Source organism: Micromonospora sp. NPDC007271 (genome assembly GCF_040634005.1).
Lineage (GTDB): Bacteria > Actinomycetota > Actinomycetes > Mycobacteriales > Micromonosporaceae > Micromonospora.
Genome location: NZ_JBEYER010000072.1, coordinates 1 through 24,116 on the forward strand (window position 1 = coordinate 1; position 24,116 = coordinate 24,116).

Below are 24,116 nucleotides of genomic sequence, written 5' to 3' on the forward strand. Positions count from 1 at the left end.
GGTCAAGCGCCACCCGATGGTCAACTCGACGTGGGCCGGCGACGAGATCGTGGTCGGCCGGCGTCGCCGTTCCGGCCCGCCCCGACGAGTCGCCGGCCGCCTGCTGCGGCACGATGGGGATGGCGCTGAACGGCTCGAAGATCCGGTCGAAGCGGCGCCGGTCCCGTAGCAGCTCCGCGCTCCACTGGGCGGCAGACTGCTGCTCCGCGGCCATGTGCCGCCGCGCCCGGGACAGCTCCTCGGCGATCGCCTCCGCCTCCTCGCCGCCGGCCGGATCGTCGACCATCTCGTCGAGGAGCGCCACCCACCGCCGGTTCAGCTCCTCCGCGTACCGGGCCCGCGTCACGTACAGCTCGTACTCGCACTCCAGCTCGATCAGGCGGTCCCAGTGCGGTCGCAGGGCCTCCCGGACCCGGTCGTCCTGGCGTACGCTCCACACCTCCGGCCGGCACTCGACCGTCACGTCGCCGCGCTCGTACCGCCACGGGGCCTGCTCGTCCAGCGCGGTCTGCAGCGCGACCTCGAGATCGCCCGCCCGGTGCGGGGCGACGTCGCGCGCCCGGTCCGCGACGATGCGCCGCAGCCGCTGGATCGCCGCGGGCCTGAAGTGACCCGCGTACCAGATCAGCACCTCCGGGCGGAGGCCGGTCGCCGACCAGGTGAGGACGGTACGGACGGTGAAGCTGAAGACGTGTCCCTTCGCCGCGACGACGATCGGGCTGAGCGTCTCCCGGTGTTCGAGCTTCAGCCCCTCGTCCACCGGGGGAGGCGGCACGTCCCCGTCCGCCGCCGCCCACAGCTTCTGCAGCAGCGGGAGCAGATTTCCCCACAGTGTGTGCAGCCCCGCCACGAGCCGGCGGCCGGTCTGCCGGGCCACCTGTCGCCCTCGGCCGGTGGATGGTGGCCGGCTGACCTGCCTGGTCGCCTTCCCACCCGACGCGTCGGTCATCTCACCCCTCCCTCCGCACCGTCACCCGGTGCCACCACCTGGCGGCGGCTGGCTGGTCGAGGGGTGTCGCGCCGTGGGCACGGACCAGCCGGGACGTGTCGACGGTGACGAACGTCGCCTCACGCTAACAAGGCCCACCCCCGCCCGCCCGCAGCCGCGCTGAAGCCCCAGCCCCCCCGCCCCCGCGGGCCGCGTGCCTCGCTCCGTGATCCGTGACAGCTGAGCTGGTCGACACGCCGACCAAGGACCAGCTGCGCTGTCACCGATCGGGCCTGCCCTAGCAGAACCGGGGAGCGGGTGGGGGGTTTCCACAGGGGAGGGCGGCGTCCACGGGTGGGGACGGGGTGGTTGCGGGCACCTTGGGTGGGGCGGCACGGTCGGCGGCGTGAACGGGGTGCCTCGGGAGTTGGTGGAGCGGGGCGGCGGGGTGGTGACCCGCAGGGCGGTCGAGCAGGTGGTGCCCGAGTGGGTCTTGCAGGGGGCGTGCGGCAACGGCGAGCTGGTGCGGGTGCTGCCCGAGGTGTTCGTGGCGGCGCACCTGCTGGACGACAGGCGCCCGGGCGCTACTGCGCTCACCCGACTCGACCCGGCCGTGAGCCGTCGCGCGGCGTGCGCCTGGGCGCGGGGGCGCGGCGTACTCAGTCACCTCACCGCGCTCGACGTGTGGGGGCTGCGCCGGCAGGCGACCGTGGACCTGGTGCACCTCAGCGCGCCGGTCGGCGGCGGCCTGCGCAGCCAGCCCGGAGTACGGGTGCACCGACGTCGGCGCTTCACGCTCGAACCGCCGCGGGTGATGATGCGGCAGGGCCTGCTGGTGACCCGCCTCGAGCAGACCCTGGTCGACTCCTGGCCCGTGCTGCCGCCCGCCGAGCCGAGGGCGCCGGTGATCCGGGCGGTCAACGACCGACTGACCACGCCGGAGCGGCTGGCGGTGGCGCTGGGCAGCGCGCCGAAGCTGCGTGCCCGCGCAGCGTTCCGGGCGCTGCTCGGGAGGCTCGCCGAGGGCTGCCGGAGCCCGCTGGAGATCTGGGGGCACGAACGCGTCTTCACCGGCCCGGGGATGCCGGCGTTCCAACGGCAGGTGCCCATCCGGCTCGGCTCGCGCACCGTCTACCTCGACCTCTACGCCGAGCCGGAACGCGTCAACATCGAACTCGACGGCGCGACGACTCACGGTGACCCGCGCCAACGCGAGATCGACCTGCGCCGGGACGCGCAGCTGGCGGCCCTCGGCATCCTGGTCGTCCGCTTCGCCCATCGTCGGCTCGTGCACGAGATCGACGACGTACGCGGGGAAACCCTCGCCATCCTCGCCAACCGCCGGGTCAGCCTCGGCGGGTCGGATTCGCCGTCGGGCCGGCCAACTGGTGCAGACTGTGCGGTGTGAGTCCAGTGAGCCGTAACCGGCGCCGCAACGGGAAGAAGCGATCGGTTCGGGGCGGGGCACCGCTCGTCGTGGTGGGCGAGCCGGAGGAGTGCGACTGCCCATACTGCGCGGGGGATCGACCCACGCCGGAACGCGTTGGCGACCTGCTTCCGCAGTCGATCGACCTCGACGCCATGCAGGATCCGATAGAGGTGGAGATCGTCGCCTCGATGTTGCTGGCGATCGGGGCCGCCCTCGGCGACGACTCCGACGCGGCGTTGCGGGAACTGTTCGTGCCGACGTTCGAGGCGCAGGCCACCCCGGAGGCGCGGGCGATGCTGGCGGGGATCGCCTCGGTTGCCGACGGCGAGGTCAGTCACGTCGCGGCGGAGGCGGCCGGCCGGCTTGCCGATGCCGGCGTCAGCGCGCCACCCTGGCTCGCCGAACTGGACGCCCCGATCACTGCCGAGGAGTGCATCCGCTTCGCCGATCCGACGGGGCTCACGTTCCTGCTCGCGGGCAGGTTCCAGCGGGCCGGCCGGGCGCACGTCGTCGGCGCTTCCGTGGACGACTGCGACTGCGGTGCCGCCGGTGAGATCCTGCTGATCGACGCGGACCAGTGGCCGGAGGCGCGCGAGGCGTTCCGGTCCGACCTGCGCGCCGGTGGCGTCGACGTGATCGAGGAGAAGATGCGGCCGGTGGACTTCCGCCGGGCCCTGGAGGACGCGCTGGACGCACGCGCCGAACACGACCGCGTCGACCCTGAGCCGCCGGGCGAACTCGTTGACGAGGAAGGCCCCAGCTATCCGGTGCTGGCCCTGCTGCTACGCAGCTGGATCCGGGCCCTTCCCGCGTCTCCTCGAGGCAAGCGAGGCCGGCTGCACGACGGCGAACTGGACGTCGCGTCGATGTCCGCGCTGCTCGACCTCCTGCAACCGGCTGGACGAGGCGGTGGCGTACCCGCCCAGCGTCGCCCGGCCAGCCTGCCGGCGAAGCGCAAGAAGTCCGACGGCCCGGCACCGATCTACCAGATCAAGGTGGGCCTGCGGGGTGCCCGCCCGCCGATCTGGCGGCGTCTCGAGGTGCCCGCCGACGTCAGCCTCGCCCAGCTGCACAAGCTGATTCAGGTCGCCTTCGACTGGCAGGACTATCACCTGCACGTCTTCGAGACCCCGTACGGCAGCTTCGGCCGTCCCGACGCCGACCTCGGTCACCGGGCCGCGTCGCGGGTCACCCTGGAGCAGGTCGCCCCTTCCGCCGGGGACAAGCTGCGGTACACGTACGACTTTGGCGACAACTGGGAACACGACATCCTCGTGGAGAAGATCCTCGGCCGGGCGTCGGTGGCGTACCCGCGCTGCACTGGCGGGCGGCGTGCGGCGCCGCCGGAGGACTGCGGCGGCGTGTGGGGGTACGCGGAGCTGGTGGAGATCCTCGACGACCCCACCCACCCGGAGCACGGTGATCGGTTGGACTGGCTCGGCTTGGACGACCCGGCCGATTTCGACCCGGCCCGATTCGACCCGAAGGCGGTGACCGAAGCCCTGCGGCAGCGCTAGTGCGGGTCGGCTTCCCGACGAACCGTCAGGCCGTCGTACCGCGGTCGTACTCTCCCGTGAGAGCCGCGCGACAGTGGGCCGGGAGGGCAAGTGACGCAGCACCGTGGGTACTGGCGGGAAGACGGCGAGCGGATCATGGCACGGGAAGCCTGGGACATCTGGGCGCGCCACGCCTATCCGCTGCTGGTCGATGTCGCCCGGACCTACCACGCCACGATCACCTACGGCGAACTCCGGGACAAGCTCTTCGCCGCCTCGGGCATCCGGACGTCCGCCTTGTTGCAGAACTGGATCGGAGCGGTTCTCAACCGGGTCATCCACGAGGCACGCCGCCGAGACGACCCGCCGCTCTCCGCGCTCGTCGTTCGAGCCGAGGACGGCATGGTGGGCGAGGGCTACGAGGAGGTGCTCCGGGTCACTCGCGAGCCCGCGCCGGAGAGCGAGATGGCGCGGGAGGAGCATGCTGCCGGCTCCCGGCTGGCCTGCTACCGCCAATTCGGCGCGGCGCTGCCGCCGGATGGCGGGGTGCCAGCACTGGCGCCGAGGCTGCAGGCAGTGGTAAAGCGCCGTCACGCCCAGGCCCCGCAGCCGCGCCAGCCGGTCTGCCCCACCTGCTTCGTCCAGCTTCCGCTGAGCGGCACGTGTGACTCCTGCTGACCTGGGCTTAGGATCTTGCGCATGCAGGAGGGTCGGTGGACGACGATCACGCCGTCGCAGTTCGCGCACGAGCGGGAGGCGCTGGCGCACGTCCAGGCGCTGCTGCCGGACACTGAGCCCTACCGGGCCTGGTCGAACTTCACCTTCACCGCCCAGACCGGCCACCCCTACGAGGTCGATCTGCTGGTGGCAGGGCCGGGCGGGCTCTACCTGATCGAGATCAAGAGCCTCACCGGGCGGCTGCTCTCCAGCGGCTCCAACTGGATCCAGTCCAACCCGAGCGGCACGCGGACCTTCGACAATCCCCTGCACCTGGCCGACGGCAAGGCGAAGAAGCTGAAGTCCCTGCTCCAGATCGCCGCCAACCAGCGCAAGGGCCCGCCGATCAAGATCCCGTTCGTCCAGGCGGTGGTGTTCCTCTCCAAGCCGGGCCTGCACATCGGGCTCGCCGACCACCACCTGCACGGCATCTACGGCCCCGAGCCGGTGCCCGGCCACCAGCCTGGGCCGCTGCCCACGATCGGCTCGCTGCTGCAGCGCCCGCCGCAGGACGAGAAGCACCGGGTCACCAAGGAGCTGTCGGCCGCCCTGCCCGCCCTGCTCGAGGCCGTTGGCATCGCGCGGAGCCGCAAGCACTACGAGATCGGCTCGTGGAGGCTGGACACCCGCCCGTTCGACCTGGGGCCCACCTGGCAGGACCACCACGCCCGCCACCGGGACCTGGAGCGCGAGCACCGTCGCATCCGCATCTACCTGGTCGAGCGGAACGCCGTGCAGGCCGAGCGGGCCAGCATCGAGCGGGCCGCCAAGCGCGAGATGACCGTCCTGCACGGCATCAACCACCCGGGCATCGTCCGGGTCGACTCGATGGAGTCGCACGAGGCCGGGCCGGCGCTGATCTTCCGCCACGACCCGCGAGCCATGCGGCTCGACCACTACATCGCCCAGTACGGCGAGCGGCTCGACCCGCTGAGCCGCCTGGCGATGATCCGCCAGCTCGCCGAGGCCGCTGCGTACGCGCACGGCCGCCGCTTGCACCATCGTGCCCTCTCCGCCCGCAGCGTGCTGGTCACCCCCGGACCGAAGCGCCGGGGCGGCAGCGAGGAGGAGGCGTGGCTCGTCCCCCAGTTGCAGATCAGCGACTGGCAGGCCGCCACCCGGGCCAACGAGTCGGCCGGGGGCAGCAGCGGTGACCCGGTCACCCTCTCCTCCCACGCGGCCTCGCACATCGAGCTCTCCGCCGAGGCGTACCTCGCGCCGGAGCTGACCGCGCCCCGGCCGGACCCGGTCGCCATGGACGTCTTCGGGCTGGGGGCGCTGGCGTACCTGATCCTCACCGGCCAGCCCCCGGCGGCGAAGCGCCAGGAGCTGCTGGCCCGGATCGCCCGCGACAACGGCCTGCGCCCCTCCGCGGTGGCCGACGGGATCACCGAGTTCGCCGACGAGCTGATCCAGGCCGCCACGGCCCCGGTGCCGACGCAGCGTCTCACCACGGTCAGCGAGTTCGTCGAGATGCTCGAAGAGGTCGAGAACGAACTCACCGCGCCGCCACCGGTTTCCGTGCATCCCGACGAGCCCGAGCCGGCGGAGACCGACCCCCTCGAAGCACGCGGCGGCGACCGCGTCGCCGAGTGGACCGTCAGGAAGCGGCTGGGCACCGGGTCGACCTGCCGGGCGTTCCTGGCCCACAACGAGCGCACCGGCAAGGACGAGGTGCTCAAGGTCGGCCTCTCCGACGAGAAGGGCGCCCGCCTCGCCCACGAGGCCCGGGTGCTCCGGCCGCTCACCGACTCCCGGGTGATCCGGCTGGCCCGCCCGGAGCCGCTGCAGATCGCCAACCGTACGGTGATCGTCCTCGAACACGCCGGCGAGCTGACCCTGGCCCGCAAGCTGCGCGACGACGGCCGGCTCACCGTCGACGAGCTGGAGACCTACAGCGACTACCTGTTCGGCGCGCTGGACTACCTCGAAGGTGAGGGCGTCTACCACCGCGACATCAAGCCGGACAACATCGCCATCCGGGTACGCCCCAACCGCACCCGCCAGCTGGTGCTCTTCGACTTCTCCCTGGCCGGCGTCTCGGTCAAGGAACTCGCCGCCGGCACCCCCCGCTACCTCGACCCGTTCCTCGGCACCGCCAGCCGGCAGGTCTACGACAAGCACGCAGAGTGGTACGCCCTCGCCGTCACCCTGCACGAGATGGCCTCGGGCGAGCTGCCGATCTGGGGCGACGGCGGCACCGAGCCGCAGCTCACCGAGGGCCCGCCGGTGCTGGCCGCCGAGGCGTTCGACCCGGCGATCCGCGACGGTCTGGTGGACTTCTTCCACCAGGCCCTGCACCGCGACCACCGCCGCCGGTTCGCCTCGCTGAAGGACCTGCGCGACGCCTGGCAGCAGGTGTTCCGCCGCTCCGACGCGAGCACCCCCGTCGGCACCGACCACCCCGAGATCGAGGCCGAGGAGCCGGACGAGAAGGCCGCCGAGAAGGCCCGAGAGGAGGCCGCCGGCAGGGCCACCCGGGCGACCGCTCTGGAGGCCGCCGGGCTGACCCCGCGCGCGGTCTCCGCCGCGCACCGGGTGGAGGCCACCACCGTCGGCGAACTGCTCGCCGTCGGCAACAACACGTTCGCCACGCTGCCCGGCCTTGGCGCCAAGACCCGCAAGGAGCTGCAGCGCCGGGTCAAGGAGTGGCGCACCCGGCTGGGGGAGCGGGAGATCATCCCCACCTCGGCCGCCGCCCGTAAGGCCGCCACCGCCGAGGTCGCCACCGAGACCACCGCCGCGGGCGGCGACACCGACCCGGTACGCGTCGGACTGGACGCGATCGCCACCCTGCTCGTGCCGACCAGCCGCAACCCCAAGGACGCGGAAGCCACCCGGCTGCTGCTGCACCTGCCCGACTCCTCCGGTGCACTGCCGGATCTGCCGCTCTGGCCGCAGCACCCGTTCGTCGCCAAGCGCCTGGACGTCACCCCGGCCCGCATCGCGCAGATCCTCGGCAAGCAGCGCAAGCGCTGGCACGAGATTCCCGTCGTGGGCAGCGTGCGTACCCAGATCATCGAGCTGCTGCGCGACGGCGGGCGGGTGATGGGCGTGGCCGAGCTGGCCGAGGCGCTGCTCGTCAGCCGCGGCTCGGTGCGCACCGGCGACGAGCTACGCCTCGCCATGGCGCTCGCCGCCGTGCGGGCCGCCGTCGAGGTCGACGCGCTCGAGGAGGAACCGCGCCTGCTGCTGCGCCGGCACGTCCGCGCCGACGTCGACGGCAAACCGCACCCGCGCGGCGACCGGCTGCTCGTGGCCCTCGAGGCGGGGGAGGACGACGCGCCGGACACTCCGGCCGCGCCGGCGCTGCTCGACTACGCCGACGCGCTCGGCAAGGCCGCCGACCGGCTGGCCGCCAGCGAGGTGCTGCCCAGCCCGGCGACGGTGCTGCGTACCCTCGCGGCGGTGACCGCGCCCGGCGGCGCGGCCGACACGATCGACGAGCGGCGGCGGGTGCTGCTCGCCGCGGTGGCGTCGGAGCGGGCCGCCGCGACCGCCCGGCTGGAGCTGTACCCGCGCGACCTCGACCCGGTACGCGCGCTGCGACTCGCCCAGGCCGGCGTGGTGCCGCCGGCCACCACGCCCGAGGGGCGGCGTGGCCTGACCCCCGAGCAGGTCATCCAGCGGGTGACGGCGCGGTTCCCCGAGCTGGCGCCGCTGCCGCCGCACCCGAAGCTGGCCCGGCTGCTCGCCGAGGCCGGCTTCGAGCTGCGCTGGGACGGTGGCCGGTACGTCCCGCCGCCGCCTCGCGCCGGGTCGTCGTCGATGTCGATCATCCAGCGTCGCCCGTCGGCGACGAGCGCGCCGAGCCGCTGGGCGGCCGAGTCGCCCGAGCTGGCCGCGGCGATGCGGGCCGAGGAGCGGCTGACCGGCGCCAGGTCCGCCGGAGGCTTCCGGGCGCTGACGGTACGCCTCAACCGGTACGCGCTGGCCCGCGAGGAACTGGTCCGGCGCTTCGACGCCCGGCCGGTCAGCGTGGCAGCGGTGTTCCTTCGCGAGCTGCGCGGCCTGGTCGACGCCCGCCCGAAGCCCACCTGGGAGACGGTGCTGGGGGCGGACATCGCCGAGCCGGGCTCCCGGGGCGCCATCAAGCTCGGCGAGTACGTCGAGCAGGCGTGGCAGCTGGCGGTCCCGACGCTGCGGGCATCGCTGTCGCCTGGCGAGGGACCTGTGCTGCTGCACGACGCGGCGGTGCTGGCGCGCTACCGGGCGGTGGAGCGGCTCTACGAGCTGGCCGACGCGGCGCGCGGTGGGGCGGGAGACGTGTGGCTGCTCTGCCCGATGGAGGACCCGGGGACGCTGCCCAAGCTGGACGGTGCCGTGGTACGGGTGGGCGACAACGAGTGGATCGCCCTGCCGGACGCCTGGGTCGTCAACGCCCACCGCAGCGCTGCTTCGGCCTGACGGATCCGCCTGGCGGTCTCGTGCCGTTCGGAAGGTCCTGCCGTCGACGTGTCACCGGCCGATCACCCTATTGGCTTTGATCTCTGTGTCTGATGTGCTCCTCCAACTGGCGCAGGACACGACGCACGAGGTCCAGGGACGGATTGGGGCAGTCCGGATGACGGTTGAGCCGAGCGACAGATTCACGGCGCGTTGCCATACGGCGTTGTTCCCCAAGGGACTGATATCGCCCACCGCAGTGCTCGAGTTCACGCCTGACGACCTTGCCCATGCTCTCTTCACCACAGGCCGGGCACCCGGTGATCAGGTCTCCCACGGTTTGGCCTCCGTGTGGGAGTTCATTCATCGGGTCTCGCTCATCCCCGCATACATCCGTCGCTCGAACGGTGGTGGGCTTGTCAAGTCGGCACTGGCCTGGGATCTGGATCGCTCGGAGAAGGTGTCGCTGTCGTACGCGCTCGGCCAGGCGATGACGGGCATCTTCTGCCGAAAGAAGCTTGGAGTGGGGTTCCTGCTGCACCTGGATCGGTATGCCAGCAGGTATGGCGTGACGTTTGGCGCAACGAAGAAGAGGGCCGATCTTATCGGCAGGTGCGCTCGCGGATGGGTGGTCGCTGAGGCCAAGGGAAGGTCGAACGGCATGGAGTCCGACCTCCCTGGCAAACTCATTGCCCAGAAGCGCTCGATCAAATCTGTCGGGGGTGAACGCCCCTGGCTTGCCCTTGGGTGTGTCGCCTCCTTCCCGCCCTACGCCTACGAGTTATCGATCAACGCGGTTGACCCGGACGATGAGGAGATCGACGCGACTGAACTGGGTATCGAGCTGGACAGGTACACGCTGGCCTACTACGAACCGTTCCTTGCCGCAATGTCGGTTGGGGTAACCGACGGGGGCCAGGACCATACCTATCTAACGTCGAGGTTGGACCTGCTCAACCTGCGTGTCGGCCTGCGTCGGGATGTGGCAGAGCGGGTGCAACGAGCTCGGCAAGGAGAGGTTCAAGGTCTCTTCCAGTCAGTCACCGAGTTGCTGTCTGGGGACGACGAGATTGAGCAGACCGATCTTCCCACCTTCCCCGATGGCACCCTCATGGAGACCAACTGGACCGACGCCATCGCCCTCAACGATTGGGAGTTCTAGCAGGCTCAAGCAAAGAGCGACAGCAACGCGATCTGTTCTGGTGCCAGGCGCAGCGGCGAGTTTGGGCCTATGGCCGGGAAGATCTGTGCGGCTTCCAGATCCCCCTGCGGATGCTCGTCGCGATGCCGATCTTGACGCCTCTGTTGTTCAAGGTCTCCAGAAGGCGGCGCGTCTCAAACAGATAGGCCGCGGAGATCCGCCACTGATGGTGCCTCACAATGCCGAGCGGGCGTCGTGGCCCGCTGAAGATGAGGTAGACGTCGCACGGATGGGGGCTGATGCCGATGCCGGTGAAAGCGTCGCCGTAGGTCTTGACGTTGACGGTCCGGCCAGCCAGGGGGCCAGATCTGAATCTCCCGTCGTGGCCGGCCTGGGTCGCGATGCCGGCGAGGTCGATGTCGAACACCTGCGCGGCGATGAACTCGCCGATGTCGCCCGGCCGGGCCGATCGCCCGGTGAGCGCCGCGATCCTGGCATCCAGATCGTCGCGAGCCCGTAGCGGCGCTGCCAACTGTTGCAACTTCTCCGTCACGTGGTTGATTCTTCGCGTTGCGCTCTGGCTTCACCAGTGGCACATCGCTAGCTTTCTGTCATGACCGTCTCTGCGAGGGAACGGGTCGCGGCCTTCTGGGATGACCACATCGAGGAATGGTTGAGCGGTGCCGATCCCACGCCACCGCCGCTTCTACAGTGGTTCAAGTCCTACCAGGGCGTCGGGCCGGGGCAGCCGACCCGCGACGGGTTTCCTGAGCCGTACCACGGAGATCTCGTCGGCCGCGAGCGCACGCCCCGGATGGTGGTGCTCGGGCTGAACCCGGGGGAGTTCCACTCCGAGTTCCAGTCCCGCGACGGCATCTGCGCGAACGAAATCAAGCAGCACGGCTCCTACAGCAAGTGGCAGACAACCTGCCCATACAAGCGTGCGCCCTGGACGAATGCCATGGGTGGCAACCGCTACTACCGGGCGAGGCTCCAGTTCACCCGGAACTGGCTCCAGGACCCGACCGCCGATCGGCGGGACCTGCTGATCTTCGAGAGCTACCCCTGGCACTCGAAATCGATCACCCACCTCTGCGGCCCCCGGCGGAGACCATCGACGAGTTCGTGTGGCAGCCGATCGCGGAACTGCCCGTCGAAGAGGTGTTTGCCTTCGGCCGTCCCTGGGACGACGTCGCTAAGGTGCTCGGTCTACCGGTTCTCGACAAGTTGGGCGCCGGCGGATCCCGCTACGGTTCGGCGGTGCCAAGCCGGGCTGTGCGGGCGTACCGGCTGCCGTCGGGCCAGCGGCTGATCGTGGAATGGCACTCAGGGTCGGCCGGACCGCCGAGCGCCAAGGAGACGGTCCTCCTCCGCGATGCGCTTGTCGGAGCGGCGAGTGATGTCCATGGCGAGGCCCCGCTCCGGCCCAGGGCGGGAGCGTCCAGCAACCCGCCCCGCACTCCGACTTCGACGTCGCCATGACTCTCGCCAGCGACACCCTCGCCACCGCCCGCCGAATCGACGAGCTCGGCCAGTACATGGCTGAGCACGTGCTGGGGCCGTCCGGGCAGTTCGTCTGCCGAATGCTGGGCAGTTGCCGGCAGAGTGTCATGGGCCGACGTGGGGGATCTCGACCGGAGGCCGCCTTCGCCGCAGGACAACTGTCGCACGTCGGCCATCACTACGACCTCGTGGTCGACGGCGTACCGTCGCGCATCCTGGTCGTCGCGATGGAGACCGGCCGGGCGCGTGAGGGCGTGACGCTCAAGGAGCGCCACGCCGAGGTGATGAAGTCAGCGAGCCTGGGGTTCACCGCCCGGAATCCACACATGCGCGATGTCACCAGTGCGTTGCGGCTCGCTGTTGGCCGCGATCCCGGAGCCGATTGGGATGGTGAGCAGCTTCGTCTCGACGGTGCCCGCTCCCCCGGTGCACCTCTTCGACGCCTATGCGATGGCCAACATGCGGCTGTGCTCGGCGGTGGTCAGCGGCACGAGCAAATCGCTGGGTAACCCGACGATGAGCCGGAACTGCGCCCCGCACATGGCAGCCACTATCAAAATCCTTGAGCCAACGCTGTGCATCGTGCAGGGCGTCGAGGTCCACAAGGCGCTGACCGCGCTCATGAGCCGCCGGCACCAGCTTGCTCCGCATCTTGAGCAGGCGCGGATCGCGGGTGTCGACACGCTGGTCGCCGGGTTCACCCATCCGTCCGCGATGAGGCTGACCGACCACTGGGGGAGACTGACCAGCGCGCCGTACCTGTATGAGACCGTCGCGCCGACGATCAGGACCGCACACCGGTGGCTCAGAGGGGACGGCGACCACCTGCCGCCTCCACCGCGACCGTGATGCCGGGCGCTGCCCATCGGCTACCAGCCCGGGTAGCGGTCCCACCAGTGCGCATCGGTCGCGTCGCCGTAGCCGCTGCCCGACGGGCGTTCGGTGACTTGGCGGACCAGGTCGCGAGCGAGGGTATCGGCCACCCAGACGTGCTCCAGCCGGGAGAGCCAATCGACGGGCAGGGCATCCGGGCCGTGTGCAGCACCCAACAGTGCGCCCGCGACGGTTGCGGCGTGCCCGCCGTCGCTGGCCGACGCCGCGAACTCCAGCGCGTTCCGAACCTCGTATCGCATCGCGAAGGACATCGCTACGTAGACGCCTCCGGCCAGCGCCGAGGTTGCCTTCGCATCGCGAGCGAGGCGGGCCAGCTCGACTGCCTGCCGCGGCTTTGACCGCGCGGCCTCCAGCGCCGGACCCAAGAGGGAACCGCCTGTGTGCACCGATCGCCCGAGGGAGTCACGTCGGCCCCGCTCCATCGCCTCCGCGAGGGACGTTCCCTCGCCGAGCAGGCGGATCAGCGTCGACCCCAACGCCGCGGCCTCCACCGCCGCGCCGGTGTGGGTCAGAGCCGAGATCTCTGCGCCGAGGTTTTCTGAGGAGGGCCACCAATCACAGAGGCCCGCAGGCAGACTGCGGGTCAACCCATGCGCACCGATGCTTGTGCCGACCGGCTTGTCCAGCCTGCCGGCGATCCTCCCCTTCAACGCGGCAACCGTTGCCGGCGCCGACCCTCTCCGCTCCGCCAGGACCGGCACCGTCGCAAGCCATCCGTCCGGCCAGTCATGTTCCAGCCACGGCTCGATGCCAGGAACGCCCTGCAGTGCTGCCCACCGCATGTACGCATGCCAAACACTGATAGGCGGTGGGCAGACTCCCTTATGCGTCATGCGAACGTGGGTCCGAATGAGGCCGTCGACGGTGAAGCAGGCGAGCTGCCCGCGCTCGTGGCCCGCAACGTCCCGGTGGCCGGCACGTTGCCGCCCGTCGCACCGATCGCGTCACCGAGCATCAGCCCGAGCACGCAGCCCCGAGCGGTCGCGAGCTGCTCTGCCGTCACCCTGGTCATTCCGCGAAGCATAGGGGCGGGTGACACGAGAGCGGCTCGCGGCCGGGGTGCTGGTGACGCGGCGGAGGCCGGCGAGCTGGACGTAGATCTCGCGCTTGGTGGTCGCGTTGCCGCGCCGGTTGAGGACGTAGCCGGTCAGCCAGACCCAGCCGGCGTACGTCGGGCGATCGCAGACCGAGACGACGCGGAAGGTCAGGGCGCGGTCGCCAGCGAACTGCACCGAGGCGCGGCCGTCGATCCGGAGCAGGTCACCCGGTTCCGGGCGCACGGCTACCAGGGGCCCTCGTTCGGCGGCCGGCACTCCCGGGCGTGCATGGTCTGCCAGTCGCGCAGCGCCCGCTTGAGCCGATCGTTCTCCTCGCTGAGCAGGCGTACCTGCCGGTGCAGGTCGGTCAGTTCGTCGGCGACCTCGGCCTGGAACTCGCGTACCTGATCGGGGTCGACCCCCCGGCGGCGTGCGTCGAACGTGCGGGTCCGCACCTCGTGCGGGGTCAACCGGGCCGGGAGGCCGGTCCCGTAGAGCTGGCCGGATCGATACACCTGGGTCACGACGATCCTTTCGGAGGGCAGGCGGGAGCGCGGAGGGTCGAGGCGGTGGGTCTGGAAGGGCGGGCCGTCCGCATGCCGGCCGCGGGCGGCCCGCCCGCCCCGCCGCCGCAGCTTGCGATCAGCGGTACGACAGCGGAGCAGTCCGGTGGGTCGGGACGGGCACGCGCACCCGCCCCGACCAGGGGGATGAGCCGAACTCGTTGCCACGCGAGGAGCGACTCCCGATCAACCATATATGCCTAAGTGGCGAGAAGCAACGCTCGGTTGTCTGTCCGGTGCGTGTCGTGATCAAATTGGCATGCCACGCGAGGAGTGCCATGCCACAGACACCGGACTACATCCGGATCTCGGACGAGATCATCAGTGACCTGCGCAGCGGAAAAGTGCAGCCGGGGGACAAGCTGCCCTCGATCGCCGAGATGGCCGACCGCTTCGAGGTCAGCTCATCGACCATCCAGATGGTCTATGTCCGACTTGAGGCGCTGCGCGTCATCCGCCGGCATCAGGGCAAGGGCATCTTCATTACCGACCCGAAGACCTGGATGCGCGAGCCCTGAGCCGCAGTTGGCTATGAACACCATGACGCGACACGGGGTAGCGAAGGCTCCACGGATCGTGTAGACCAATGAGCGCAGTGCGATGCTGGGCGCGGGTCGAGGGAGAGAGGGGAGCGGTGTGATCGACAAAGTTCATGACGCGCTCCTCACGCCATCTGACACCGCGCGCTACCTGGGCATACCCCAACGGACGATGTACTCCTGGCTGGCCGAGAAGGCAGCCGGGGAGCCGCTGGTGCACAGCGTGCCGCCGGCCAAGCGGGGCTGGCCGTCCGTACCGTTCGTTGCCGTGATCGAGGCGTACGTCCTGCGGTCCCTTCGCGAGCTAAGGCTGGGGAAGGACAAGATCCGTGACGTTGCGGCGGAAATTCGCAACGAATTCGGTAACCCGTATGGCTTGGCCGACCGCCGGATCGCGACGGACGGCGTCGACGTGTTCGTTCACTACATGGACACGGACGAGCTGGCACGGGCCGGCGACCGGCAGATGCCGATCCGCGAGGTCATCGCAGACTACCTGCGGTACATCGTCTGGGATCCCTCCGACGCCTATCCGGCGCGACTGCGGCTGCGGCAGTATCCCGACACTGCCGAGGTAGTCATCGACCCGCGGTTCAGCTGGGGTGCTCCCGTTCTCGCACGCACCAAGGTCCCGGTCGACGCGATTGTGGGGATGTGGCGTGCTGGTGAACCCTCCGAAACTGTTGCGGACGAGTACGGGCTGACCGTTGACGAGGTCGAAGCCGTCGTCCGCGTCGCCGCCTGAGTTCTTTGTCGACCGCTGCCTGGGCAAGAGCACGCCCCGAGCGTTGATCGCGGCAGGCTGGACCGTGCACCTGGTCACGGACATCTTCCCTACGGACGGTCAGTTCACCGGCGACGATGAGTGGATCGAGCACGGCCTCAAACAGGGTTGGACGCTGCTCACCCAGGACAAGCGCATCCGCAACCAACTGCCGGTCCTCAACCGCCTTGTCGCGGCCGGGCTCACGATCCACTGCCTGAGCAGCGCGGAGTTGTCGCCGTCAGCGCGAGCGGAGCGCTTCGAGCGCCACCGCGACAAGATCTGGCGGTACGGCAGGGAAGGGCCGCCGGGCTTCTACGTGGTCTACGAGGACTCCGTCGTCCGCCGGTGGCCCTAGGTAGCGACCCGTCGGGCAGATTGGGCCTTACGGGTACCTCCGTCCCGTGAGCGGGACGGCTAGAGTCTTCGCGTGATCGACCGGAAGCTGCTCTTGTCCGACCTGCAGAAGCAGGTCAAGAACCTGGAAAAGGACCTGCGGGAGCAGGCCGAGTCGGTCGAGGAGGTGCGTCTCAAGCTGCGTGGCGAGTATGACCACGCCTTCAAGGTCGGGCGTACCGCCGCCACGTGGGCGGCTTGGCGGGACGAGCGGGTGACTCAGGTCGCCGTCGCCTGGGTGCTCGGCACCGTCTTCGTACGCTTCTGCGAGGACAACGGCCTGCTGCCAGACCCCTACCTGGCCGGCCCCGGGGACCGCCTGGTGCTGGCCGAGGAAGCCGAGGCGCAGTTCTTCCGCGACCAGCCCGACAAGACCCTGCGCGACTGGCTGCACCAGGGCTTCGACGCCATCGCCAGCACCCAGGCCGGCAAGTCGCTCTTCGACAAGCGGCACAACCCGCTCTTCCAGATCCCGTTGTCGCACGACGCGGCCAAGGAGCTGATTGGCTTCTGGCGCCGGCGCACTGAGCAGGGCGACCTGGTACACAAGTTCCGGGACGAGATGTGGGACACCCGCTTCCTCGGTGACCTCTACCAGGACCTCTCGGAGGCGGCCCGCAAGACCTATGCCCTGCTCCAGACGCCGGAGTTCGTCGAGGAGTTCATCCTCGACCTCACGCTCACCCCAGCGATCGAAGAGTTCGGCCACGACGTGGTCAAGATGATCGACCCGACCTGCGGCTCGGGTCACTTCGTCCTCGGCGCCTTCGACCGGCTGCTGAAGGAGTGGGAGCAGCACGCCCCGAACCGCGGCCCCCACGAGCGGGTACGCCTCGCCCTCGACGCCGTCCACGGCGTCGACATCAACCCCTTCGCCGTAGCCATCGCCCGTTTCCGCCTCCTCGTCGCCGCACTGCGTGAGTGCGGCGTCAAGACGCTTGCCGACTCAGCCGGGTACGTCTTTCCCATGCACCTCGCCGTCGGCGACTCGCTGATCAATCGGCGGCAGGCCATGCTGTTCGGCGAGGATCCGATGACCGAGTTCGCCTACGCGACCGAGGACGTGCACGAGCACCCCGCCATCCTTAGCCCCGGCAGCTATCACGTCGTGGTGGGTAACCCGCCCTATATCACCGTCAAGGACAAGGGCCTCAACGAGGCCTACCGCGAGATGTACGATGCCTGCTCCGGCAAGTACGCCTTGTCGGTGCCGTTCGCCCAGCGGTTCTTCCAGCTCGCCAAGCCAGGTGACGGTGACGGTAAGGGCGCGGGGTACGTCGGGCAGATCACTGCCAACTCGTTCATGAAGCGCGAGTTTGGCAAGAAGATGATCGAGAAGCTGCTCGCCGTCGAGGTCAACCTGACCCACGTCATCGACACCTCCGGCGCCTACATCCCAGGCCACGGCACCCCGACCGTGATCCTGGTCGGCCGCAACACCAACCGCGGCCGGGCCGGCACCATCCGAACCGTCATGGGCATCCGCGGCGAACCCAGCGCCCCCTCTGACCCGAGGCAGGGTCTCGTGTGGCAGGCGATCGTCGGTCAGGTGCAACGGCCCAGCTCGGAGAGCGAGTGGGTGAGCGCCGCCGATACGCCGCGCGCGCACCTTGCTGCATTTCCCTGGAGCCTGACCGGGGGCGGTGCGGGTGAACTGCTGCAAGCAATCGAGGCTTCAGGCAGCACCGACCTCGGCCCGCACCTGTTTCGCATCGGCTTCTATGGGGTGATGGGCGCGGACGAAGCCATGACTGCTCCCCCTAATGTCTTTGTGCGTGAAAAGGTGGAGGCCCAGTACCGCCGCCGGCTGGTGATCGGCGATGAGGAGCGGGACTGGTCCACTCTCGATGGCGATGATGCCTTCCATCCCTACGACGAGGGCCGGAACCTGGTTTCGCTGTCGGCGATGCGTGGGCACGGGCGACGGCTTTGGCGCTACCGCACAGACCTGGGAAACCGCGCCACCTTCACACGGGGCACCTACTTCAGTGACGGCAGGCCCTGGTTCGAGTGGCACCAGATCCCGAAAGATGAGCGAGCGCACAAGTGGTCGATCGCGTTTGCGTTTGTGGCTACGCATAACCACTTTGTGTTGGATCGGGGTGGGAAGGTCTTCAACCGTTCGGCACCGGTAATCAAGTTGCCTGAGGGGGCGTCGGAGGACGAGCACCTGCGGCTGCTTGGCCTACTTAACAGCTCCACCGCCTGCTTTTGGCTGAAGCAGGTCAGCCACAACAAGGGCAGCACGGTGGACTCGCGTGGAGCACGGCAGACCACGATTCCGTGGGAGGACTTCTACGAGTTCACCGGTACCAAGTTGCAGGAGTTTCCGCTGCCGTCGGCGTACCCCCTCGAATTGAGCCGGGAGATTGACGGCCTGGCGCAGCGGCTTGCCACGGTGACCCCGGCGGCGGTCGCGGCCTCTGGGGTGCCCACCCGCGAGCGGCTCTACACCGCCGAGCGGGAGTGGCACTCGGTCCGGGCGCGAATGATCGCGTTGCAGGAGGAGTTGGATTGGCAGGTCTACTCGCTCTACGGGCTGCTGGACGAGGAGCTGACCGCCCCGGCCGGCTCAGTGCCAGAGTTGCGGCTGGGGGAGCGGGCGTTCGAGATCGTGCTCGCCCGCAAGATGCGTGACGAGGGCCTGGAGACGCAGTGGTTCGCCCGGCACGGGTCGACGCCGATCACGGAGCTGCCGGCGCACTGGTCGGACGAGTACCGGGCGGTGGTGGAGCGGCGGATCGCGGTCATCGAGGGCAATCGCAACATCGGACTGATCGAGCGGCCGGAGTGCAAGCGGCGCTGGGCCACCGAGGGCTGGGACGCGATGCAGGCGAAGGCGCTGCGCGACTGGCTGCTGGACCTGTGCGAGGCGCGGGAGCTGTGGTACCACCACGTCGACGGGCTGGAGCAGCCACGCCCGCTGACCACCGCCCAGCTCGCCGACGAGCTGCGCCGTGACGATGACGTGCTCACCGTCGCCGGCATCTACGCGCCCGGTCAGGATCTCGGCAAGGTGATCGCCGGCCTGGTCGCCGACGAGCACGTGCCGCACCTGGCCGCGCTGCGCTACAAGGACTCCGGCCTGAGCAAGCGGGCCGACTGGGAGCAGGTGTGGGAGCTGCAGCGGCAGGAGGACGCGCTGCCCGACGAGGCGGCGAAGCGGGAGTTCCGCAAGCAGATCCCGGTGCCGCCGAAGTACACCTCGGCGGACTTCCTCAAGGGCAGCTACTGGAAGCACCGGGGCAAGCTCGACGTGCCCAAGGAACGGTTCATCTCGTACCCGGGTGCCAGCCGCGACGGTGACCCGTCGCTGCTGATTGGCTGGGCCGGCTGGGACCACCGCGAGCAGGCCCAGGCCCTGGCCACCCTGATCGTCGCCCGCGAGCAGGAGGATGGCTGGGCCGCCGACCGGCTGCTTCCGCTGGTCGCGGGGTTGCGCGAGATCCTGCCCTGGGTACGCCAGTGGCACGGCGAGTTCGACCCGGAGTGGGGTGCTTCGCCGGCCGACATCTACGCCGGCTTCCTCGCCGAAACCACCAACCGCCTGCACCTCACCGACGATGCGCTGAACTCGTGGCGCCCGGCCAAGGCCACCCGTGGCCGCAGAGCTAAGCAGTGACCAGAGCAGAGGGCGTCGCTGTCTACCCTTCCCGCACGTCAGGAGCCGACAATGGACTACGAGATTCAGCTGATCAGTGACGGCGACGGGCTGGCGGTCATCGGGGATCCGACGGCCGTCGAACGCTTCCTCGTCTCCGAGGGACTGCCGTCGAAGGACCTCGGGCTGCACCGGCTCGGATCTGTCCTCAATGTCGGGGCTGCAGCCGCACAGGCAGGTTCCGAGATCGCCGCCAACTCAGGTCGCTGGATGAAACTGACTGAGGAGTCCGCGAAGCTCGCGGACAAGTTCCCGATGGTCACGAACTCGTCCTCCGGCTACGCCCATGCCACGCTGAGGGCGGAGAATGGCCAATTCGTCAAGAACCTCCAGTTCGTGAAGGGATCGCCTCTGACCAACCCTGCGTTCCTGGCAGGCGCTGCGGGGATCATGGCGCAGCTTGCGATGCAACAGACCATGAAGGAGATCACCGACTATCTCGCCACGATCGACGAGAAGGTCGACGACGTGCTCCGTGCCCAGAAAGACGCGGTGCTGGCGGACATGATCGGGGTCGGCTTCGTCATCGAGGAGGCCATGACCATCCGCGAGCAGGTGGGACGGGTCTCCGAGGTCACGTGGTCGAAGGTGCAGGCCACGTCGATGACGATCGCCCGAACCCAGGCGTACGCGTTGCGCCAGCTCGACGCACTCGCGGAAAAGTTGGAGCGCAAGACCGCGATCGGTGATCTCGCCAAGGCGGCCAAGGACGCGGAGTCCACGGTTCAGGAGTGGCTCGTTGTTCTGGCTCGCTGCTTCCAACTGCAGGATGCGATCGCCGTGCTTGAACTCGACCGGGTGCTGGACGCGTCTCCGGGGGAGTTGGACGGGCATCGCCTCGGACTGAAGGCTGCCCGGCAGAACCGGCTGGAACTCATCTCACGGTGCACCGAGCGCCTGATGGCCCGCATGGTTGCGGCTGCGGGCACGGCCAACAGCAATGTGCTGCTGCATCCGATCGACTCCCCGGCTGTGGTGCAGTCGAGCAACCATGTCTCGATCGCCATCGTCGACTTCCACGGGCGGCTCGGGATCGAGCGCGCCCGAGAGTCGTCGGAGGCGAGACGATGGGCGGACGCGGCCAAGGAGGTGACGGACAAGGCGCTCGAGACAGGAGCAGACGGCGTTGACGCCGCGATGCGCCTCGGCAACGACACCCTCGACCTGGCCAAGTGGGCGACAGGCAAACTCTCCAGCCGGATCGCCGGGCGAGCGCTCCGTTGGCGCGGGAACGACGAAGAAGACTGAGTGGGCGCCGACCGTCAGCCACGCGGGCTCTCCGATGGGACTGGACCAGTGAATCTCGGGCTCGGTATGCGGCGCAACGCCGCACGGCGGCAGGGACGGTGAACGAGCGGTTCGGTTGACCACTTTGGACCTTTTCTCGGATGGTCAGCTGCAGCAGCGCTCTGTAGCTTTGCCGTTTGTCGTTGTGAGGAGGTTTCGGGTGCCAAAGCTCAAGGGTGTCTTCTGTGTCGAGGGCGAATGGGACCGAGACCTGACCAAGCGCCGATCGGTGCTGCCAACGTTGAACATGTTGGAGCGGCTGGGAAGCCTCAAGTACATCCACAAGACCGCCGTCACTCCAGAGCAGCTTAAGTACTTCCTCGACGAGTGGTCGTTGCAGAAGTACGCCTCGTACGAAGTCGGCTTCTTCGCGCTGCACGGATCCCCCAACCGGATGTGGCTGTCCAACTCTCGCTCGACCAGCTTGGACGAGGTCGCGGGCTGGATGTCGGGCCGTTGGCATGGCAAGCGGATCTACATCGGCGGATGTTCGGTGCTGCGTGGGTCCGATGCCTATCTCACCGACTTTCTGTACAGGACCGGGGCGTCGATGGTGTGCGGCTTCACGAAGCAAGTCGACTGGATCGAGTCGGCGGCGTTCGAGACGGTGATTCTGGACCGGCTGGTCAACAGCGGCAAGGTCAACAGCGTCGAACAGCTCGTCGCCGCGGCCCGCTGGGCACCGTTGGCCCACCACCTCGGCTTCCGGGTGGTCTACGCGACCGGATACAGCTTCAAGATCCCGTCAATGAGGGCAGGCGCTTCGGCGGTCTCCGTTTGAGCCTGCGCTGGGCGATGCCCTGCCAGCATCCTGTCCTGGCGATCGTGGACGGCGCAGCCCCAGACCAGCATGAGTCCATGGCACGGATGCTTACCGCTTGCGCGACACGCCGCACAGGGCGAGCAGGTCGTCCATCATGTTCTCGAACAAGGGTACGCATGGGTCAGGCCCAGCTTTCCCTCGAAGTAGCGGTAGAGCGCCGGCGGCGTGACCCCACCTCGCGGGCCACCGTCGACACGCTCAGCGCTTCAGCGCCTTGCTCGGCGATGAGCTTGCGGGCTGCCGTGAGGGCGTCACGTTGCAACTCGGTCCGCAGGCGGTCGCGACGCGACGTCGACCGGGTGGCGACACCCTCGGCGGATGTTGACATCCCTATCTCTTTCCAGGGCTTCGCGGATGCGGTCCGAATGATGTTGAGAGAGAAGAAGGGCGGGATCACTGGTTCGCTCCCAAACTCGGAGAGTGTTTGATTTACGGGCCGGTGAGTGACGGGATCGGATGATCACGGAGTAGGCGGGTTATCCCTGGGTACCAGCGTGCGCGGCTCAGGTAGTGCTCCCTGAGTGGCTGGCTGGAGGCGAGGGTGTCCAGAATGTATGCCTCCCAACCCAGTTCGCCCTCCGCGTTCAGCCGCTTTCGCCTGTACCAGATCCACTCAAATGCATCGAGAGTCAGTTCCGCCACCGCTTGGACCTTTTGGCGATTCCGGTCCGCGGCGGTGAGCTGCTTTCCGTCGTAGAAGTAGGGCCGAATATCAGGATGGTCGATGAACACCTTGTCTAGTTCCCTGAAGAGGCTGATGGCACCGTAGTAGGTGGAGACATGATGAGCTTCTCGGGACAGTCGATAACTGTATCCGGCGGATAGCAACGAAGTTGCGAGTGCCAGGAGTGCCAAGATATCTGATAAGACCACTGTGAACTCCCGAATCCTTGGTCGACTGACGTGATCTCAGCGACGAACGTTCAGCTGCCGGTACCGGAGACGAATCAGTACGAGGCCGGAGCGGACGGCGCCGCCGAGGTGGCGCGGGCTGACGTTGGTGTCAGGCCCCGGGGGTGACCGGGCAATGACGGATATCTGCCTCGGGGGTCAGATCGACGGCCCTTCATAAGCCGATGGTGTCACCCCGCGTCTCGCCTCTATCGCGACGTGGCAGATCCCGGCGAGCTGCGCTTCAACCTCGAGCAGTTCGGGGCGGACCGCAGCCTACGCCGGCGCGCCGATGCGGGCGGCGAAGCTCTGCAGACCGGGCAGCGCCTGTCGTCGATCCGCGTGGAGCAGCGCGGTGGTGAGCTGTTGCGCCCAGGGCCGGTATCGGACCTCCTGGGGCGCGGTCCGCTCGGCGGACAGCAGCGCCCGGAACGACTCCGCGTATGCCCCGCGGCCGTGCAGCGCGAGGGCGTAGTCCTCCCAGTAGCGGGCACGCCGCTCGACGGTGCCCAGCCGGTCGGGTCGCAGTGCACGGCCATACTGCACTGCCGTGCCGAAGTCGCCGAGTACCCGGGCGACGCTGATGCGGTAGAGCGACACGTGGGCATCCGGGAACCCGTCGCCGGCGTAACTGCGGCGCGCCGCGTCGTCGGCCTCGCGCAGCAGCTCCCATGCGGTGTCTCGGCGATCCGCGAGTGCCTCGGTGTACGCGGCCGTCGCCAACAGCCGTCCGTACGCGGAAGCCTGTGGGGCGGATCGGAGGCCGGTCAACGCGTCGAGAGTCTGCGCCGCGCTGATCAGCGTCTGCTGGGCGCGTTCGGCGTGCCGCGTGCGCCGCAGCACGATCGCCGACATGCGCGCCGTCTCGGCGTGCAGCAGCGGATCGTCCGCGTCGCGGGTCGCCTGCGTGGCGCGGTCCATTGCCGACCACGCCATCGCGTCTTCGTGCAGTTTGAGCAGTACCTCGATGGTGAGGTGATATGTCCGGGCCAGCGTGGTGGCGGCGGTTGCCCGCTCCGCGCCGGTCGCGGCAGCGTGGCCGGCCGTCGCCGTGGCGACCAGCTGCGGCAGTCGGGCGGACACCCTGGCGTATCGGCAGGCGCGAAAGTCGGACCAGGCGCTGGCGAGTGCGGTCCGCAATTGGGCCGGGTTGACCGGGCCTGCTGGTGTCGGGCAACCGCCGAGGAGGACATCTTCAAGGCTGGTGACCACCTGACGAGGTGGTACCGCCTGCGCGGGCGTACTGCCGGTGAGCGTCGAGCCGACCAGGCTGGCAAGCCCGCCGAGTACGTCACGCCGTCGCACCGAATCGTCTCCCACCTCGCGCCGTGCTGCCTTACCGCGCACCTTATCGATTGCCGGAGCGGGTTGGTGGAATGCCGGGCCGTCGATGTCCGTGAGCCCGAAGAGTTCGGGCGGGATGTCGAAGATCGCCGCCAGCCGTCGCAGCACGGTGACGTCCGTCAGCGCCTGCCGGCCGCGCTCGATCCGGGACAACGTCGCCGCCGAGTAGCCGCACCGCTGGCCGGCCTCGGTCAACGTGAGCCGCGCCGCGGTACGCGCGACACGCAGCAGGGTGCCGAAATCGCCGGTGGCCGCCGCCTGCTTGGCCTCCGGCAATTCAGACCACCGACGTTCGACCCCCACGGCAGCCTCCCTGAG

19 protein-coding genes and 1 pseudogene are annotated in these 24,116 nt (G+C 69.1%); 13 read left to right on the plus strand and 7 right to left on the minus strand.

The genetic code is table 11. The features are described from left to right. The coding region (locus ABZ570_RS23450) for a hypothetical protein (protein WP_358067369.1) at window positions 1-949 on the minus strand (949 nt) is incomplete at its 3' end. A 385-nt stretch (window positions 950-1,334) separates the two neighbouring features. Between ABZ570_RS23450 and ABZ570_RS23455 the strand changes: the two genes are divergently transcribed. The 5 genes from ABZ570_RS23455 to ABZ570_RS23475 all read left to right on the plus strand — a co-directional run bounded on the left by ABZ570_RS23455 (window position 1,335) and on the right by ABZ570_RS23475 (window position 10,118). Continuing rightward, window positions 1,335-2,336: a DUF559 domain-containing protein gene (locus ABZ570_RS23455; protein ID WP_358067372.1), complete on the plus strand. Its 1,002-nt coding sequence runs from the start codon at window positions 1,335-1,337 to the stop codon at window positions 2,334-2,336. Then, complete coding sequence (locus ABZ570_RS23460) at window positions 2,333-3,874, plus strand: plasmid pRiA4b ORF-3 family protein (RefSeq protein WP_358067375.1); 1,542 nt, start codon at window positions 2,333-2,335, stop codon at window positions 3,872-3,874. Before ABZ570_RS23455 ends, ABZ570_RS23460 begins: the two co-directional genes overlap by 4 nt. A 90-nt stretch (window positions 3,875-3,964) precedes the next feature. Then, entirely contained in the window at window positions 3,965-4,531 is a 567-nt protein-coding gene (locus ABZ570_RS23465) for a hypothetical protein (protein ID WP_358067378.1), read from the plus strand. Between the two features lie 21 nt (window positions 4,532-4,552). Then, the gene (pglW, locus tag ABZ570_RS23470) at window positions 4,553-8,977 is read left to right on the plus strand and encodes a BREX system serine/threonine kinase PglW (protein ID WP_358067381.1); all 4,425 of its coding nucleotides are present in this window, start codon (window positions 4,553-4,555) and stop codon (window positions 8,975-8,977) included. A gap of 157 nt (window positions 8,978-9,134) precedes the next feature. Next, window positions 9,135-10,118 (plus strand): hypothetical protein, encoded by a 984-nt coding sequence (locus ABZ570_RS23475; protein WP_358067384.1) that lies wholly within the window; start codon window positions 9,135-9,137, stop codon window positions 10,116-10,118. A gap of 67 nt (window positions 10,119-10,185) precedes the next feature. Here ABZ570_RS23475 and ABZ570_RS23480 read toward each other — a convergent pair whose 3' ends face one another. After that, window positions 10,186-10,650 carry a hypothetical protein gene (locus tag ABZ570_RS23480; protein ID WP_358067387.1) on the minus strand — a complete coding sequence of 155 codons (465 nt, stop codon included), beginning with the start codon at window positions 10,648-10,650 and terminating at the stop codon, window positions 10,186-10,188. Window positions 10,651-10,710: 60 nt separating this feature from the next. Here ABZ570_RS23480 and ABZ570_RS23485 point away from each other — a divergent pair, with 60 nt between their 5' ends. After that, the gene (locus tag ABZ570_RS23485; RefSeq protein WP_358067390.1) at window positions 10,711-11,409 is read left to right on the plus strand and encodes a hypothetical protein; all 699 of its coding nucleotides are present in this window, start codon (window positions 10,711-10,713) and stop codon (window positions 11,407-11,409) included. A 581-nt stretch (window positions 11,410-11,990) separates the two neighbouring features. Then, window positions 11,991-12,449 (plus strand): hypothetical protein, encoded by a 459-nt coding sequence (locus tag ABZ570_RS23490; protein ID WP_358067393.1) that lies wholly within the window; start codon window positions 11,991-11,993, stop codon window positions 12,447-12,449. Between the two features lie 20 nt (window positions 12,450-12,469). On the opposite strand, the pseudogene ABZ570_RS23495 reads toward ABZ570_RS23490, so the two are convergent. The 3 genes and pseudogenes from ABZ570_RS23495 to ABZ570_RS23505 form a co-directional block, all read right to left on the minus strand. Continuing rightward, window positions 12,470-13,366: pseudogene (locus ABZ570_RS23495) on the minus strand (ADP-ribosylglycohydrolase family protein); the annotation flags it as partial. A 72-nt stretch (window positions 13,367-13,438) separates the two neighbouring features. Further along, a complete protein-coding gene (locus ABZ570_RS23500) occupies window positions 13,439-13,774 on the minus strand; it encodes a hypothetical protein (RefSeq protein ID WP_358067396.1) in 336 nt (111 codons plus the stop codon). A 2-nt stretch (window positions 13,775-13,776) separates the two neighbouring features. Beyond that, window positions 13,777-14,055: a DivIVA domain-containing protein gene (locus ABZ570_RS23505; protein WP_358067399.1), complete on the minus strand. Its 279-nt coding sequence runs from the start codon at window positions 14,053-14,055 to the stop codon at window positions 13,777-13,779. 317 nt (window positions 14,056-14,372) lie between these two features. Between ABZ570_RS23505 and ABZ570_RS23510 the strand changes: the two genes are divergently transcribed. The 6 genes from ABZ570_RS23510 (at window position 14,373) to ABZ570_RS23535 (ending at window position 21,521) form a co-directional block, all read left to right on the plus strand. Next, complete coding sequence (locus ABZ570_RS23510; protein WP_358067402.1) at window positions 14,373-14,612, plus strand: winged helix-turn-helix domain-containing protein; 240 nt, start codon at window positions 14,373-14,375, stop codon at window positions 14,610-14,612. A 118-nt stretch (window positions 14,613-14,730) separates the two neighbouring features. Next, window positions 14,731-15,378 (plus strand): DUF433 domain-containing protein, encoded by a 648-nt coding sequence (locus ABZ570_RS23515; protein WP_358067405.1) that lies wholly within the window; start codon window positions 14,731-14,733, stop codon window positions 15,376-15,378. A gap of 43 nt (window positions 15,379-15,421) precedes the next feature. Continuing rightward, entirely contained in the window at window positions 15,422-15,754 is a 333-nt protein-coding gene (locus ABZ570_RS23520; protein ID WP_358067408.1) for a hypothetical protein, read from the plus strand. Between the two features lie 72 nt (window positions 15,755-15,826). Further along, window positions 15,827-19,414 carry a BREX-2 system adenine-specific DNA-methyltransferase PglX gene (gene pglX, locus ABZ570_RS23525; RefSeq protein WP_358067411.1) on the plus strand — a complete coding sequence of 1,196 codons (3,588 nt, stop codon included), beginning with the start codon at window positions 15,827-15,829 and terminating at the stop codon, window positions 19,412-19,414. A gap of 51 nt (window positions 19,415-19,465) precedes the next feature. Further along, window positions 19,466-20,701, plus strand: coding sequence for a hypothetical protein (locus ABZ570_RS23530; protein ID WP_358067414.1), 1,236 nt, complete (start codon window positions 19,466-19,468; stop codon window positions 20,699-20,701). Between the two features lie 199 nt (window positions 20,702-20,900). Beyond that, window positions 20,901-21,521: a hypothetical protein gene (locus tag ABZ570_RS23535; RefSeq protein ID WP_358067417.1), complete on the plus strand. Its 621-nt coding sequence runs from the start codon at window positions 20,901-20,903 to the stop codon at window positions 21,519-21,521. Between the two features lie 471 nt (window positions 21,522-21,992). On the opposite strand, the gene ABZ570_RS23540 is transcribed toward ABZ570_RS23535, so the two are convergent. Together ABZ570_RS23540 and ABZ570_RS23545 are read right to left on the minus strand one after the other, a co-directional pair. Beyond that, window positions 21,993-22,295 carry a hypothetical protein gene (locus ABZ570_RS23540; RefSeq protein WP_358067420.1) on the minus strand — a complete coding sequence of 101 codons (303 nt, stop codon included), beginning with the start codon at window positions 22,293-22,295 and terminating at the stop codon, window positions 21,993-21,995. A 435-nt stretch (window positions 22,296-22,730) separates the two neighbouring features. Further along, window positions 22,731-24,101: a helix-turn-helix transcriptional regulator gene (locus ABZ570_RS23545; RefSeq protein WP_358067423.1), complete on the minus strand. Its 1,371-nt coding sequence runs from the start codon at window positions 24,099-24,101 to the stop codon at window positions 22,731-22,733. Between the last annotated feature and the right edge of the window lie 15 nt (window positions 24,102-24,116).